This is a genomic window from Variovorax davisae, assembly GCF_030316845.1.
In the GTDB taxonomy this organism is placed as follows: Bacteria; Pseudomonadota; Gammaproteobacteria; order Burkholderiales; family Burkholderiaceae_C; genus Variovorax; species Variovorax davisae.
Window position 1 is genome coordinate 14,570 of record NZ_JASZYS010000005.1, and the last position, 13,517, is coordinate 28,086.

The window sequence follows — 13,517 nt, forward strand, 5'->3', positions numbered from 1 at the left end:
ATATGGGACAGAAAATCCACCCTACCGGCTTCCGCCTCGCGGTCAGCCGTAACTGGTCCAGCCGCTGGTACGCAAGCAACAAAGACTTCGCCGGCATGCTGGCCGAAGACATCAAGGTGCGCGAGTACCTGAAGAAGAAGCTCAAGAACGCATCCGTTTCGCGCGTGCTGATCGAGCGTCCCGCCAAGAACGCCCGCATCACGATCTACTCGGCACGTCCGGGCGTCGTGATCGGCAAGAAGGGCGAAGACATCGAGAACCTCAAGCGTGAACTCGGCCGCCAGCTCGGCGTGCCGGTCGCGGTCAACATCGAAGAAGTGCGCAAGCCCGAAATCGATGCCCAGCTGATCGCCGACAGCATCACGCAGCAGCTCGAAAAGCGGATCATGTTCCGCCGTGCCATGAAGCGCGCCATGCAGAACGCCATGCGTCTGGGTGCCCTCGGCATCAAGATCATGTCGTCGGGCCGCCTGAACGGCATCGAAATCGCGCGTTGCGAGTGGTACCGCGAAGGTCGCGTGCCGCTTCACACGCTGCGCGCCGACATCGACTACGGCACCTCGGAAGCCAAGACCACCTACGGCGTCATCGGCGTCAAGGTCTGGGTCTACAAGGGCGACACGCTGGGTCGCAACGACCTGCCGGCCGTCGAAACGCCGCGTCCCGACGACGAGCGCCGCCCCCGCGGCCCGCGTCGCGATGGCCGCCCGGGTGGCGACCGTCCGGGTTCGGACCGTCGCGGTCCTGGCCCGCGCGCCGGTGCCCGTGGCCCGATCGGTGGCAACACCGCACCGGCCGATGGCAGCGACAAGCCCGCAGAAGCCACTGGCGGAGCTCCGGCTCAACCAGGTGCAGACTCGAAACCCGCCGTTAAGCGCGTACGCAAAGCCGCGCCAGCTGCAGCAGCTGACGGTGCCAAGACCGAGTGATCGGTCTTAGAACTACGGAGTAACAAAAATGCTGCAACCTGCACGCAGAAAGTTCCGCAAGGAACAAAAGGGCCGCAACACCGGCATCGCGACGCGCGGCAACGCAGTGTCGTTCGGTGACTTCGGCCTGAAGTCGATCGACCGCGGCCGTCTGACGGCCCGCCAGATCGAAGCCGCACGTCGCGCGATCTCGCGTCACGTCAAGCGCGGTGGCCGCATCTGGATTCGTGTGTTCCCCGACAAGCCGATCTCCCACAAGCCCGCCGAAGTGCGGATGGGTAACGGCAAGGGCAACCCCGAGTACTACGTCGCCGAAATCCAGCCTGGCAAGGTGATCTACGAGATCGTCGGCGTGCCCGAAGAACTCGCTCGCGAGGCCTTCCGTCTGGCCGCTGCCAAACTGCCGCTGCGCACGACCTTCGTCGCACGCCAGCTCGGCGCCTGATCGAGGACAACACCATGGCAACACGTAAAAAGAAGGAAGTCGCGGCTCCGGCCAAGACTTCGAAGGCCGCAGTGCTTCGCGACAAGGACGTCGCCGGCCTGCAAACCGAAATCAAGGACCTGCAGAAGGCCCATTTCGGCCTGCGCATGCAGAAGGCCACGCAACAGCTGTCGAACACCTCGACGCTGCGCGTCACCCGCCGCGACATCGCGCGCGCCAAGACCATTCTTGCTCAGAAGCAGCAAGAAGCCGCGAAGTAAGGAGTGACCATGACGGAAGCTAAAAAATCCCTCAAGCGCACCTTGATCGGCAAGGTGGTCAGCGACAAGCGCCAGAAGACCGTGACCGTGCTGGTCGAGCGTCGTGTCAAGCACGAGCTCTACGGCAAGATCGTGGCCAAGACCAGCAAGTACCACGCCCATGACGAAAATGGCGAGTACAAGCTGGGCGACACCATCGAGATCACCGAAAGCCGGCCGATCTCGAAGTCGAAGAACTGGGTCGTGACCCGCCTCGTGCAAAAGGCCGTCCTGGTCTGATCCCCGCGGCACACGCCCGAACCGAAAGCGGCCCACAATGTGGGCCGTTTTTCTTTTTCAGGAGCATTCACATGATCAAAGTCGGCGACGCACTTCCTTCGGCCACCCTGCAGGAGTATTCCGAGGTGGAGGGCGAGGCGTGCAGCATCGGCCCGAACCCGGTCGACGTCACGAAGGCGGCCGCGGGCAAGACCATTGCCTTGTTCGCACTGCCCGGCGCCTTCACGCCGACCTGCTCGGCCAAGCACGTGCCGGGCTACGTGCAGCATTTCGACGACTTCAAGGCCGCCGGCGTCGACGAGATCTGGTGCGTGAGCGTCAACGACGCCTTCGTGATGGGCGCCTGGGCGCGCGACCAGAACACCGGCGCCAAGGTCCGGATGCTGGCCGACGGCAGCGCGGCCTTCGCCACCGCCACCGGCCTCACGCTCGACCTGACTTCGCGCGGCATGGGCGTGCGCAGCAACCGCTACTCGATGCTGGTGAAGGACGGCAAGGTCGCGACCCTCAATGTCGAAGGCCCGGGCAAGTTCGAAGTCAGCGACGCCGACACCCTGCTGGCCCAAGCCAAGGCCTAAAGGTCCACTTTCAGGTAGTGCGACCCCGCGATGGGGTTGTGATAGTAGGGCGGCACCTCGGCGAAGCCCAGGTCCTCGTAGAGGGCCCGGGCCGACTCCATGTCGTCCAGGGTGTCGAGCAGCACGCAGGCATAGCCGGCGCCGCGGGCGGCATCCAGGATGGCTTCGGCGAGCTGGCGGCCGAGCCCCACGCCCCGGAACTGCGGCCGGACATAGAGCCGCTTCATCTCGGCGGCGTTGGGGTAGTCGGCCGTGTCGAGCGGCCGGAGCGCACAGCAGCCGGCCACGTGCGCCAGTTGGCCCTGCGCCCTCGCCAGCGGCGCGGCATCGACCGGCACCGCCACCTCGCCGACATCGACCACCGCCAGCAGCAAGGCACCGCGCGGCTCCGCGTACTCGCCGGGCAGGCTGGCCAGTTCCTGGTCGAAATTCTGGAAGCCCAGATCGATGCCGAGCGAATCGGCATAGTCGCGGAAGATCGCGCGCACCGCATCGAGCTCCCGCGGCTCGTCCGGCGTGATCATGACGATCTCCGGCGTGTCTGCCAGGGGCAGCGGACGCGACAAGGAATGGCTCATTGGATAACCTCCGCGCTTCGCACTGCGGTGCGAGCCCCCTTCGGAGCGGCCGGGCATGGGCTCATGGCCGCAGCGACGCAATCCAGGTCGCGAAGGCGGCACAGGCGGCGAACACTGCCATCGCCAGCAGGCGCGAGGCGGCGTCGTCGCGGCTCGGCGCCGTGCCGCCGTCGGCGAGCCGCTTGTCGCCGGTGATCATCGGCCGCACCAGCCGCTGGCGCCGCACCCCCACGTAGAACAGCACTGCCAGCACATGGAGGGTGGCCAGGCCGATCACGATCCACTTGCCGAGCACCGCATGCCAAAAGCTCGCTGCGCCGACCACGGCGCCGGAAACGAAGCGCGCGAGCGGGCCGGAGGCGGCGATCTCGTCGTCGGACACGAGGCCGGTCGCGACCTGGACCGCCAGCAGCAGGAGCAGGGCGAACACCGACAGCGCACCGAGCGGCGAATGGCCGACCAAGTGGTCGGGATGGGCGCGCCCGCGCAGGTAGTCGACCAGCGCGCGCGGCGAATAGAGAAAGGAAGAGAAGCGCGACCAGCGCCCGCCCACGAAGCCCCAGGCGACGCGAAACAGCAGCAGCGCCAGCAGCGCATAGCCGATCCGGAAATGCCATTCCATGGCGCCGCCGAAGCCGGTCGCGATCTGGGCGATCACGGCCGTCGCCAGCGCCCAGTGGAACACCCGCGTCGGGAGGTCCCAGATGCGGGTCTGCGCGGCGGGCTTGGCGTCCAGCCCCGCGCGCTGCGCGGGGGCCGGGATGGAAGCGGTCATCGGTCGGAAAGAAGCGGCTGGATGCGCAGATTAGCAAACTTCCGGGGCCCCCAGACCTGCGGGTTGTCTCTAGTCGTATGCGGACGCAAATCCCTAAACTGGCCCGGCGGCATCGCCCGCGCCCCGAAGAAGGACCCACGAATGAAGAATTCAGCCTTGCTGGCCCTGGCGGCCGCCTCTTTCGCGCTGGCGCTGCCAGCCGCAGCGCAGTTCGCCAAGACCGAGGATGCGGTCAAGTACCGCCAGAGCGCGATGTTCATCCAGAGCCAGCATTTCGGCCGCATCGCGGCGATGGCGAGCGGACGCGTGCCCTATGACGCGGCGGCTGCGACCGCCAATGCGGAACTGCTGGCGATGATCTCGAAGCTGCCCTGGGCCGGTTTCGGGCCGGGCACCGAGGGCGGCAAGGCCAAGCCCGACATCTGGAAGGAGCAGGCCAAGTTCAAGGAACTCAACGAGCGCCTGATGGCCGAGACGGACAAGCTCGCGGCCGCCACCAAGGCCGGCAACCTGGATGCCGTGAAAGCCGCCGTGGCGAACATCGGCGAAACCTGCAAGAGCTGCCACGACACCTTCCGCAGCCGCTGAAGACCGCGGCTACGCTTCGGCGAGCAGTTTCTCGATCAGCTTGTGCAGTTCGGCGAAATCGGGTTCGCCGACATAGCGCTTGACGATCTCGCCGCGCTTGTTGACCACGTAGGTGGTGGGCGTCAGTTGGACATCGCCCCAGGCCTTGGCGACGGCGCCGGTGTTGTCGATCGCGACCTTGAACGGCAGCTTGCGCGTTTCGGCGAAATTGACCACGTAGCTGGGCGGGTCGTAGCTCATGGCCACCGCCAGCGTGTCGTAGCCGCGCCCCTTGTACTTGTCGTAGGTGGCGATGACCTTGGGCATCTCGCCGACGCAGGTGACGCAGCTGGTGGCCCAGAAATTGACCAGCGTGACCTTGCCCTTGAGGTCCTCGGTGCTCTTCTTGCTGCCGTCGAGCAGCACGAAGGTCGAGGCCGGCGCCGCCGAGACGCCGGTGTTCAGGTAGACGCCGACCCCGACCGCCAGGGCGAGCGCGACGGCGGCGGCGGATATGACTTTTTTCATGGGCGAGGGATGGAGCGGGCCGCCGGATTTTAGTTCCGATCGGCCGCGGTTCGATAATCGGGCTCCCGATGCCCCTGTCCACTCGTTCCCACGCCGTCGCGCTGGCACTGGCCATGGCCGGCGCGCTCGCTGGCTGCAGCCCGACCTTCAATTGGCGCGAAGTGCCGATCGGCAGCGAGGGCGTCATCGTGCTGCTGCCCTGCAAGCCGGACCGGGCGACGCGCGCGCTGCCGCTGGGTGTGGAGGCGGTCACGGTGGACATGGCCGGCTGCGAGGCCGGCGGCGCCACCTTCGCGGTGGCCCATGCCGTCGCCGGCAGCCCGGCCCAGGCCGAAGGCTGGGCCCGGGCCTGGCGGGCAGCGACGCGCAGCCAGCTGGCCAGGGCCCCGGCGACCGAGGGCCCGGCCGAGCTGCCGCGGGCGGCGCCCACGCCGGCGCCGGTCCGGCTCGACACGCCCGAGGCCGCCGACGGGCTCCACGTGCTGTGGTTCGCGCAGCAGCGCCCGGACGGCGTCTCGCTCTACCAGGCGACCGTGCTGGGCAGGCCATCGTCGGCCGACGCGCTCGCCACCTTCTTCGAGGGCCTGCGCGTGCCATGAACTGTCGAGGTTGCCTCATGAGCCCGCCCCCGCATAATCGACAGGCCGTCCACCGATCCGCATGACCAGCATCTTCATCATCGCCCACTCGCCGCTCGCCCAGGCGCTGCGCCAGTGCGCGCTGCATGTCTTTCCCGACAGCGAGGCGTCGATCGTCGCGCTCGACGTGCTGCCCAACGTATCGCCGGACGAAACCCTCGCCGCCGCCCGCATCATGCTGGCCCAGCTCCAGACCGCTCCGCGCGCCCAGGTGCTGGTGCTGGCCGACGTGTTCGGCGCCACCCCCTGCAACGTGGCGCAGAAGCTGGTCGACGGCGTCCGCTCGCGTCTCGTGGCGGGGGTCAACCTGCCGATGCTGCTGCGCGCGGTGAGCTACCGCAACGAGCCGCTCGATACGCTGGTGCAGCGGGCCGTCACCGGCGGCACGGCCGGCGTCATGCAGGTGGCCGTGGCAGCGCCGCAGAACCAGGCAAGAAGAAAGCACAGTGACCAAGACATCCGTGACCATCAGCAATAAGCTGGGCCTGCATGCGCGCGCCTCGGCGAAACTCACCAAGCTCGCGGGCAGCTTTCCGTGCGAGGTCTGGCTGTCGCGCGGCGACCGCCGCGTCAACGCCAAGAGCATCATGGGCGTCATGATGCTGGCCGCGGGCATGGGCGTCACGGTCGACGTCGAGACCCTCGGCGAGCGCGAGCAGGAGGCGCTCGACGCCATCGTCGCCCTCATGAACGACAAATTCGGCGAGGGCGAGTGACCTTCGTCGTCCACGGCCTTCCCGTTGCCCGCGGCATCGCCATCGGGCGGGCGGTGCTGGTGGTCTCGAGCCGCATCGACGTGGCTCACTACTTCATCAAGCCGGAGCAGATCGAGACCGAGATCGACCGGGTCCGGATCGCCCGCAATGCGGTGGCCGAGGAGCTGCTGAAGCTGCAGGCCAGCGTCGCCCTGATGGGCCCCAACGACGCGCCGCACGAACTCGCCGCCCTGCTCGAAGTGCACCAGATGCTGCTGCAGGACGAGGTGCTCACGGGCGGGGTCAAGCACTGGATCGTCGAGCGGCTCTACAACGCCGAGTGGGCGCTCACCACCCAGCTCGAGGTGGTGGCGCGCCAGTTCGACGAGATGGAAGACGAATACCTGCGCGAGCGCAAGGCCGACCTGGAGCAGGTCGTCGAGCGGCTGCTGCACCGCATGAAGGGCACGGCGGCGGTGCTGGCGCCGACCCCGCCGCGGCGCAAGCGCACCGCCGACGAGGACGACCAGCACGACCTGACAGCCGGCGACGCCTTCGATGCGCCGCTGGTGCTGATCGCGCACGACCTCTCGCCGGCCGACATGCTGCAGTTCAAGAAGAGCGTGTTCGCGGGCTTCGTGACCGACGTCGGCGGCCGCACCTCCCACACCGCGATCATCGCCCGCAGCATGGACATCCCGGCCGTGGTCGGCGCCCGCAGCGCCAGCCAGCTGGTGCGCCAGGACGACTGGGTCATCATCGACGGCGATGCCGGCGTGATGATCGTCGACCCGTCGCCGATCATCCTGGCCGAGTACGGCTTCAAGCAGCGCCAGGGCGACCTCGAACGCGGCCGGCTCTCGCGGCTGCGCCACAAGCCGGCCGTGACGCTGGATGGCCAGCGGGTCGACCTGCTGGCCAACATCGAGATGCCCGAGGACACGATCGGCGCGGTCAAGGCCGGGGCGGTCGGCGTGGGCCTGTTCCGCAGCGAGTTCCTGTTCATGGGGCGCGAGGCCCACAACCTGGCGCGGCTGCCCGACGAGGAGGAGCAGTACCAGGCCTACCGGCGCGCGGTCGACGGCATGAAGGGCATGCCGGTGACGATCCGCACCATCGACGTCGGCGCCGACAAGCCGCTGGACGGCAAGCAGCAGCGCGAGGACTACCACCTGAACCCGGCGCTGGGCCTGCGCGCGATCCGCTGGAGCCTGGCCGACCCGGCGATGTTCCTGACCCAGCTGCGCGCCATCCTCCGGGCCGCGGCGCACGGCGAGATCCACCTGCTGATCCCGATGCTGGCGCACGTCAGCGAGATCCGCCAGACCCTGTCGCTGATCGACTTCGCGCGCGCCGAACTCGACAACCGCGGGGCGGTGCACGGCAACGTGAAGCTGGGCGCGATGATCGAGATCCCGGCCGCCGCGCTGACGCTCAAGACCTTCCTGAAGTACTTCGATTTCCTGTCGATCGGCACCAACGACCTGATCCAGTACACGCTGGCGATCGACCGCGCCGACGAATCGGTGGCGCACCTCTACGACCCGGCCCATCCGGCGGTGCTGCGCCTGGTGGCCGAGACCATCGCCGAGTGCCGGCGCCAGGGCAAGGGCGTCAGCGTCTGCGGCGAGATGGCCGGCGACGTCGTCTTCACCCGGCTGCTGCTGGGCCTGGGGCTGCGCAGCTTCTCGATGCATCCGTCGCAGATCCTGGCGGTCAAGCAGGAGGTGCTGCGGGCCGACACCAGCAAGCTCGAAGCCTGGGCGCAGGAGGTGCTGGAGTCGGAGAACCCGGCGGCGGCGCTGGTGCGTACGTAGCGGCATCAGGCCGGCGCCGGGCCGCCCCAAGGCGGCCTGCGGCCCCCTCGGGGGGCAGCGACACACGCAGTGAGGAGCGTGGGGGCCATTGCTGCAATAAAGCGAAACAGAGCGAAACCGCCGCGAAAGGACTTCGGCGGGCCCCTCGCCGACCATCGAGTCTTCCGGATCACCCCGATCCCCTCTGAAGGAAGACTCTCATGAAACGCTGGTTCAAACGCTCTCTTTTCGGCATCGCCGGCGCCGCCCTTGTGGCCGGCAGCCTCGCCGGCTGCGGCGGCCACCGCCACGGCTGGAGCGGCTCCGAGCAGGACCGGGCCGAGTTCCGGGCCCGGATGGTCGAACGCGTGGGCAGCAAGCTCGAACTCGACGCCGCGCAGAAGCAGAAGCTCACCGTCCTCGCCGAGAAGCTGCAGGCGCAGCGGGCGGCACTGCGCGGCGGCGGCGACCCGCGGGCCGAGTTCCGCAGCCTGTTCGCCGGCGCCAAGCTCGACCAGGCCCGGGCCAGGCAGCTGGTCGACGACAAGACCGCCGCGGTGCAGGCGGGCAGTCCCGAGGTGATCGCCGCGGCGGCGGATTTCTTCGACAACCTGAACCCGGCCCAGCAGCAGAAGGTGCGTGACTTCATGGACCGTCCGCGCTGGGGCCGCCGTGGCTGAGGCCCCTGTCGCCTGGGGGGCGGCCGGGCGCCGTCCGCGCCGGGCCGGAACCCTTGCCCCGCCGGCGCCAGGCGCCGCCTCCGGTGGGGTGCGCCTGCTGCTGCGGCTGGAAGGCCTCGTCGTGCTGGCCGCCTCGCTGGCCGGCTATTCGCAGCTCGGCGCCGGCTGGGGCGCCTTCGCCCTGACGATCCTGCTGCCCGACCTGTCGTGGCTGGCCTACCTGGCCGGCCCGCGCCAGGGCGCGGCGGCCTACAACGCGGCCCATTCCTACCTCGGGCCGGTGGCGCTGCTGGCGCTCGGCGGCCTGGGCGGCCTGCCGGTGGCGCTGGCGCTCGGGCTGGTCTGGAGCGCCCACATCGGCTTCGACCGGATGCTGGGCTACGGGCTCAAGTACGCGAGCGGCTTCGGCCACACCCACCTCGGCCGCATCGGCCCCGCGGACCCCTGGTGAGCGGCGCCGGCGGTGGGCCAGAATGCAGCGCATGCGCATCCTCCTGATCGACGACGACGAGCACCTCGGCGCCCCGCTGGCGAGCTACTTCGCGCGCTTCGACTTCGAGCTGGACAGCGCCAGCCGGCCGAGCGAGGGCCTGGCGAAGCTGCGCGCCCGGCACTATGACGCTGCGATCCTCGACGTCATGCTGCCCGAGATGGACGGCTTCGCGCTGTGCCGCGAGATCCGCCGGGAGAGCGACATCCCGATCGTCATGCTGACGGCGCGCGGCGACGTGATGGACCGCGTCGTCGGCCTCGAGATCGGCGCCGACGACTACCTGCCGAAGCCCTTCGAGCCGCGCGAGCTGGTGGCGCGCGTCCAGACCATCCTGCGGCGCCAGCGCGCCGTGGCGGCTCCCGCGGCGGCGCCCCAGCAGCGGCTGTTCGAGGGCCTGGCGATCGACCTCGACAAGCGCGAAGTGCTGCGCCACGGCGAGCGGGTCGAACTGACCGGCACCGAGTTCGAATTGCTGGCCCTGCTGGCCGACCCGCCGGGGCGGGTCTGGAGCCGCGACGAGATCCTGAACCGGCTGCGCGGCCACGAGGCCGAACTCTACACCCGCGCGGTCGACATCGTGGTCAGCCGGCTGCGCAAGAAGCTGGAGCCGCTGGACTGCATCAAGACGTTGCGCAATGCCGGCTACGCCCTGGCCGTTGGGCGGAGCACGCCGCCGTGAGGCCGGCCGGCCCGAGGCGCTCGCGCCGCTGGCGCCACAGCCTGCGGCATTCGCTCAGGGTGCGCCTGATCGTGGTGTTCGTGCTGCTGGCGCTGGCGATGACCGCGGTGTTCCTCGGCGGCGCGCAGCGGGCCTTCTCGACCGGCTGGCGCGACGCGGCCCGGCCGGTCGTGGCCGACTACATGGACCGGATCGTCGCCGAGCTCGGGACGCCGCCCGACGTGGCCCGCGCCCAGGCGCTGGTGGAGCGGCTGCCGATCTCGATCCGCATCGAAGGGCCGGCCGTCAACTGGGATTCGCACCCCGACCGCCATCGCTACGGCTTCGGCCCGCGCGGCGACTGGCTCAGCCGCAGCACCGCGGACGGCCACCGCGTGAGCTTCGGCATCGGCACCTTGCCCTGGCAGCGCGAGCCCCAGGGCATCGGCTGGATCACGCTGGCGCTGCTGCTGGCCCTGATCGCCCTGGCCTATGCCTATGTCCGCAGGCTGCTGCGGCCGCTCGACGACATCCGGGCCGGCGCCGAGCGCTTCGGCCGCGGCGCCTTCGACACGCCGATCCCGCTGCGCCGGCGCGACGAGCTCGGCGACCTGGCGCAACGCATCAACACCATGGCGCACGACATCCAGGCCATGCTCGACGCCAAGCGCGGCCTGCTGCTGGCGCTGAGCCACGAGCTGCGTTCGCCGCTGACGCGGGCCCGGCTCAATGCCGAGCTGCTGCCGGCGACGCCCGAGGGCGCGGCCGAGCGCGCCGCGCTGCTGCGCGACCTGGCCGAGATGCGCGACCTGATCAGCGACCTGCTCGAGAGCGAGCGGCTGGCCAGCCCGCATGCCGCGCTGCAGCGCGAGCCGGTCGACCTGGCGGCGCTGGTGCGCGAGGTGGTGGGCGAGCATCCGGACGGCAGCCGCGTGGCCGCGGAGCTGGCCGAGGGCCTGCCGACGCTGGCGCTGGACCGTTCGCGCCTCAGGGTGCTGGTGCGCAACCTGCTCGACAACGCCCTGCGCCACGGTGCCGACGCGGCCCAGCCGCCGCGCATCGCCCTGCGCCGCGGCGAGGCGGGCGTGGAGCTGGAAGTGCGCGACTTCGGGCCCGGCGTCGACCCGGCGCAGCTGGTCCACCTGACCGAGCCCTTCTACCGCACCGACGGTGCGCGCCAGCGCGCCACCGGCGGTGTCGGCCTCGGCATGTACCTGTGCCGGCTGGTGGCCGAGGCGCACGGCGGCAGGCTGGCGGTGCGCAATGCGCAGCCGGGGCTGGCGGTCAGCGTGTGGCTGCCCGGCGCCTGAAGTCGCTCGGGCTGCCGCCGGTGTGTTCGCGGAACACCCGGCTGAAATGCGAGAGGTTGCAAAACCCCGAGGCGAGCGCGATGTCGGTGATCGGGCGCGCCGCGTTCGCGGGGTCGAGCAGCTCGCGGATGCTGCAGGCCAGCCGCTGCTGCAGGATGTAGCCGGTCAGCGTGTCGTCGTCGCCGGCGAAGGCGTTGTGCAGGTGGCGCTTGCTGCAGCGCAGGGCCTGGGCGATGCCGTCGATCGACAATGCGGGGTCGCGCAGGTGCTGGGCCACGTGCTGGCGGATCCGGTCCTTGAGCGCTTCGCGCTGGGTCTGCGGCGTCTCCTGGCCGGCCAGCTCCATGAGCGACAGCCGCACCAGCTGGATGATCAGGTCGCCGGCCCCGCGCGCAGCGGCCTCGCTCATGTGGGGCAGCTCGAGGTAGGTGTGGCGCATGGTCTCGAGCGCCACCCGCGAGATGCCGCTGCCGCCGCCGACGCGGCGCGCCATCAGCTGGTCGAGGGGCAGTCCGGGCGTCGCGAGCTGCTGCTTCGGCAGCATCACGATCAGGTGGTCGCTGCGCTCGGGATTGGCGACCGTGTAGTCGGCGGTGGTGTCGTAGAGCGTCCAGCCGCCGGCGCGCACTGCGGCTTCGCGGCCGCGCTGGGCGACCTCGGCCGAGCCCTGCCAGGGCGCCACGATCTTCAGGTAGGCGGCCTCGCTGCTGCGGGCCATCTGCGGGGTGCGCAGCACGCGGTGGCGGTTGGCCTCGAGCCGCGTCAGGATCACGTCGCCGGCCTGCGAGGCGGCGAGGTGGCCGTCGAAGTCGCTGTCGCCGTAGAGGTCGGAATCGAGCCCGCCGAAATGGCGCCAGACCCACTCGCGCCAGACCGGCGCACGCTCGCGCGGCGGGACTTCGTCGGTCGACAGAACCAGGGAGGCGGTCATGGGGTTGGCTGGGATGAACAGCGGCTATTTTCCGGCCCGCCGCGCCGGTCCCGACTTGCGGGTTAACCACTAGCGGCGTGCACGCTGCGACAAGCGCATTGTGCGCAGCGGGCACAGCGCCCGGGCGCCTCGCTTCCTACGATGGCGGGACCGGACGCAAACGACGCCCGGAAGGAGACCGCATGCCAAACCTCGCCAATCGCCGCCGCTGGATCCAGGGCACCGCCACCGCGCTCGGCGCCGCCGCCGTCGCGCCCCGCCTGTGGGCGCAGGGTGCGCCGGTGCGCATCGGCTATGCCATCGCCCGCACCGGCCCCTGGGCCGCCGGCGCCCAGGTCAGCCAGGAACCGAACTACCTGCTGTGGGCCGAGCAGGTCAATGCCGCCGGCGGGCTCTCGGTCAAGGGCGCCAAGCGGCCGATCGAGCTGATCGGCTACGACGACCGCAGCGAGACCGAGACCTGCGTGCGCACCTTCGAGAAGCTGATGGGCAGCGACAAGGTCGACCTGATCCTGCCGCCCTGGGGCTCGGGCGCCAACTTCGCGGTGGCGCCGCTCGCCAACCGCTTCGGCTATCCGCTGCTGGCGCCGACCGCGCTGTCGCGCAAGCTGATCGACATGCGCCTGCCGTACTTCTTCTCGCTGCTGCAGCAGCCCGACAAGATGATGGGCGCACTGGTCGACATGATGGTCGCGAACAACGTCAAGACCATCGCCATCGTCTACATGGACGACCTGTTCGGGCTGGAGAACTTCGCCGCCCTCAACAGCGCGCTCAAGAAGACCTCGATCCAGGTGGTCGACCGCAAGAGCTATCCGCTCGGCGTCAAGGACCTGGCGCCGGTGCTGCGCACCATGAAGGACCTGAACCCGGACGCCTTCATCGGCATCACCTACCCGCCGGACACCCTGCTGGCCAGCCGGCAGGCGCGCGAGGTGGGCTTCAACCCGAAGTTCTTCTACGCCTCGGTCGGCACCGCCTTCCAGCTCTACAAGAACGTGATGGCGGGCAATGCCGAGGGCGTGATCGGGATGGGCTCGTGGAATGCCAACACCAGCCCCGAGGCCAAGGCCTATTTCGAGGCCCACAGCAAGAAGTTCGGCAAGGAGCCCGACCGCTGGGCCAGCGGCCACGCCTGGGCGGGGCTCGAGATCCTGCAGCAGTCGGTGGCCAAGGTCGGGCTCGACCGCAAGGCGCTGCGCGACAACATCGCCAAGAGCGAGTTCAAGACCATCCTCGGGCCGATCCGTTTCGACGGCAGCGAGAACGCCTCGATCCCGGGCACCGTCGCGCAATGGCAGAACGGCGAGTTCGAGGTGGTCTGGCCCAAGGACCGCGCCACCGCGCAGCTGAAGCCGAAGCCGGCGTGGACGTAGC

The 13,517-nt window shown here is 69.7% G+C and carries 19 protein-coding genes; 15 read left to right on the forward strand and 4 right to left on the reverse strand.

Features of this window, described 5'->3' with window-relative positions:
• Window positions 1–2: 2 nt before the first annotated feature.
• The 5 genes from rpsC to QTI33_RS12765 all read left to right on the forward strand — a co-directional run bounded on the left by rpsC (window position 3) and on the right by QTI33_RS12765 (window position 2,491).
• Complete coding sequence (gene rpsC / locus QTI33_RS12745) at window positions 3–929, forward strand: 30S ribosomal protein S3 (RefSeq protein WP_286371178.1); 927 nt, start codon at window positions 3–5, stop codon at window positions 927–929.
• Between the two features lie 28 nt (window positions 930–957).
• Window positions 958–1,374, forward strand: coding sequence for a 50S ribosomal protein L16 (gene rplP, locus QTI33_RS12750; RefSeq protein WP_028250943.1), 417 nt, complete (start codon window positions 958–960; stop codon window positions 1,372–1,374).
• A gap of 14 nt (window positions 1,375–1,388) precedes the next feature.
• On the forward strand, window positions 1,389–1,634 hold the full coding sequence (rpmC, locus tag QTI33_RS12755; protein WP_286370948.1) for a 50S ribosomal protein L29: 246 nt from the start codon (window positions 1,389–1,391) through the stop codon (window positions 1,632–1,634).
• 9 nt (window positions 1,635–1,643) lie between these two features.
• A complete protein-coding gene (rpsQ, locus tag QTI33_RS12760; protein ID WP_286370949.1) occupies window positions 1,644–1,913 on the forward strand; it encodes a 30S ribosomal protein S17 in 270 nt (89 codons plus the stop codon).
• Between the two features lie 71 nt (window positions 1,914–1,984).
• Window positions 1,985–2,491: a peroxiredoxin gene (locus tag QTI33_RS12765; protein ID WP_286506354.1), complete on the forward strand. Its 507-nt coding sequence runs from the start codon at window positions 1,985–1,987 to the stop codon at window positions 2,489–2,491.
• Here the strand turns inward: QTI33_RS12765 and QTI33_RS12770 are convergent.
• Window positions 2,488–3,069: a GNAT family N-acetyltransferase gene (locus QTI33_RS12770; RefSeq protein WP_286506355.1), complete on the reverse strand. Its 582-nt coding sequence runs from the start codon at window positions 3,067–3,069 to the stop codon at window positions 2,488–2,490. The genes QTI33_RS12765 and QTI33_RS12770 overlap by 4 nt on opposite strands.
• Window positions 3,070–3,130: 61 nt before the next feature.
• Window positions 3,131–3,844: a cytochrome b/b6 domain-containing protein gene (locus QTI33_RS12775; RefSeq protein WP_286506356.1), complete on the reverse strand. Its 714-nt coding sequence runs from the start codon at window positions 3,842–3,844 to the stop codon at window positions 3,131–3,133.
• Window positions 3,845–3,985: 141 nt separating this feature from the next.
• Here QTI33_RS12775 and QTI33_RS12780 point away from each other — a divergent pair, with 141 nt between their 5' ends.
• On the forward strand, window positions 3,986–4,432 hold the full coding sequence (locus tag QTI33_RS12780) for a c-type cytochrome (protein WP_286506357.1): 447 nt from the start codon (window positions 3,986–3,988) through the stop codon (window positions 4,430–4,432).
• A gap of 9 nt (window positions 4,433–4,441) precedes the next feature.
• On the opposite strand, the gene QTI33_RS12785 is transcribed toward QTI33_RS12780, so the two are convergent.
• Window positions 4,442–4,939, reverse strand: a complete 498-nt coding sequence (locus tag QTI33_RS12785; protein WP_286506358.1) for a TlpA disulfide reductase family protein — start codon at window positions 4,937–4,939, stop codon at window positions 4,442–4,444.
• Between the two features lie 68 nt (window positions 4,940–5,007).
• Between QTI33_RS12785 and QTI33_RS12790 the strand changes: the two genes are divergently transcribed.
• From QTI33_RS12790 to QTI33_RS12825, 8 genes are all read left to right on the forward strand, one after another.
• Window positions 5,008–5,538 (forward strand): hypothetical protein, encoded by a 531-nt coding sequence (locus QTI33_RS12790; RefSeq protein WP_286506360.1) that lies wholly within the window; start codon window positions 5,008–5,010, stop codon window positions 5,536–5,538.
• Window positions 5,539–5,599: 61 nt separating this feature from the next.
• On the forward strand, window positions 5,600–6,055 hold the full coding sequence (locus tag QTI33_RS12795) for a PTS sugar transporter subunit IIA (RefSeq protein ID WP_286506361.1): 456 nt from the start codon (window positions 5,600–5,602) through the stop codon (window positions 6,053–6,055).
• The gene (locus QTI33_RS12800; RefSeq protein WP_286506364.1) at window positions 6,024–6,293 is read left to right on the forward strand and encodes an HPr family phosphocarrier protein; all 270 of its coding nucleotides are present in this window, start codon (window positions 6,024–6,026) and stop codon (window positions 6,291–6,293) included. Before QTI33_RS12795 ends, QTI33_RS12800 begins: the two co-directional genes overlap by 32 nt.
• Entirely contained in the window at window positions 6,290–8,089 is a 1,800-nt protein-coding gene (ptsP, locus tag QTI33_RS12805) for a phosphoenolpyruvate--protein phosphotransferase (RefSeq protein WP_286506365.1), read from the forward strand. The genes QTI33_RS12800 and ptsP overlap by 4 nt, the downstream gene beginning before the upstream one ends.
• A 200-nt stretch (window positions 8,090–8,289) precedes the next feature.
• Window positions 8,290–8,748 carry a Spy/CpxP family protein refolding chaperone gene (locus tag QTI33_RS12810; protein ID WP_286506366.1) on the forward strand — a complete coding sequence of 153 codons (459 nt, stop codon included), beginning with the start codon at window positions 8,290–8,292 and terminating at the stop codon, window positions 8,746–8,748.
• On the forward strand, window positions 8,741–9,199 hold the full coding sequence (locus tag QTI33_RS12815; RefSeq protein ID WP_286506367.1) for a DUF4260 domain-containing protein: 459 nt from the start codon (window positions 8,741–8,743) through the stop codon (window positions 9,197–9,199). Before QTI33_RS12810 ends, QTI33_RS12815 begins: the two co-directional genes overlap by 8 nt.
• 31 nt (window positions 9,200–9,230) lie before the next feature.
• A complete protein-coding gene (locus QTI33_RS12820) occupies window positions 9,231–9,920 on the forward strand; it encodes a response regulator transcription factor (RefSeq protein ID WP_286506368.1) in 690 nt (229 codons plus the stop codon).
• Window positions 9,917–11,209 carry a HAMP domain-containing sensor histidine kinase gene (locus tag QTI33_RS12825; RefSeq protein WP_286506369.1) on the forward strand — a complete coding sequence of 431 codons (1,293 nt, stop codon included), beginning with the start codon at window positions 9,917–9,919 and terminating at the stop codon, window positions 11,207–11,209. The genes QTI33_RS12820 and QTI33_RS12825 overlap by 4 nt, the downstream gene beginning before the upstream one ends.
• On the opposite strand, the gene QTI33_RS12830 is transcribed toward QTI33_RS12825, so the two are convergent.
• Window positions 11,184–12,140 carry an AraC-like ligand-binding domain-containing protein gene (locus tag QTI33_RS12830; protein WP_286506370.1) on the reverse strand — a complete coding sequence of 319 codons (957 nt, stop codon included), beginning with the start codon at window positions 12,138–12,140 and terminating at the stop codon, window positions 11,184–11,186. The genes QTI33_RS12825 and QTI33_RS12830 overlap by 26 nt on opposite strands.
• 182 nt (window positions 12,141–12,322) lie before the next feature.
• Between QTI33_RS12830 and QTI33_RS12835 the strand changes: the two genes are divergently transcribed.
• A complete protein-coding gene (locus QTI33_RS12835) occupies window positions 12,323–13,516 on the forward strand; it encodes an amino acid ABC transporter substrate-binding protein (RefSeq protein ID WP_286506371.1) in 1,194 nt (397 codons plus the stop codon).
• Window position 13,517: the final 1 nt, after the last annotated feature.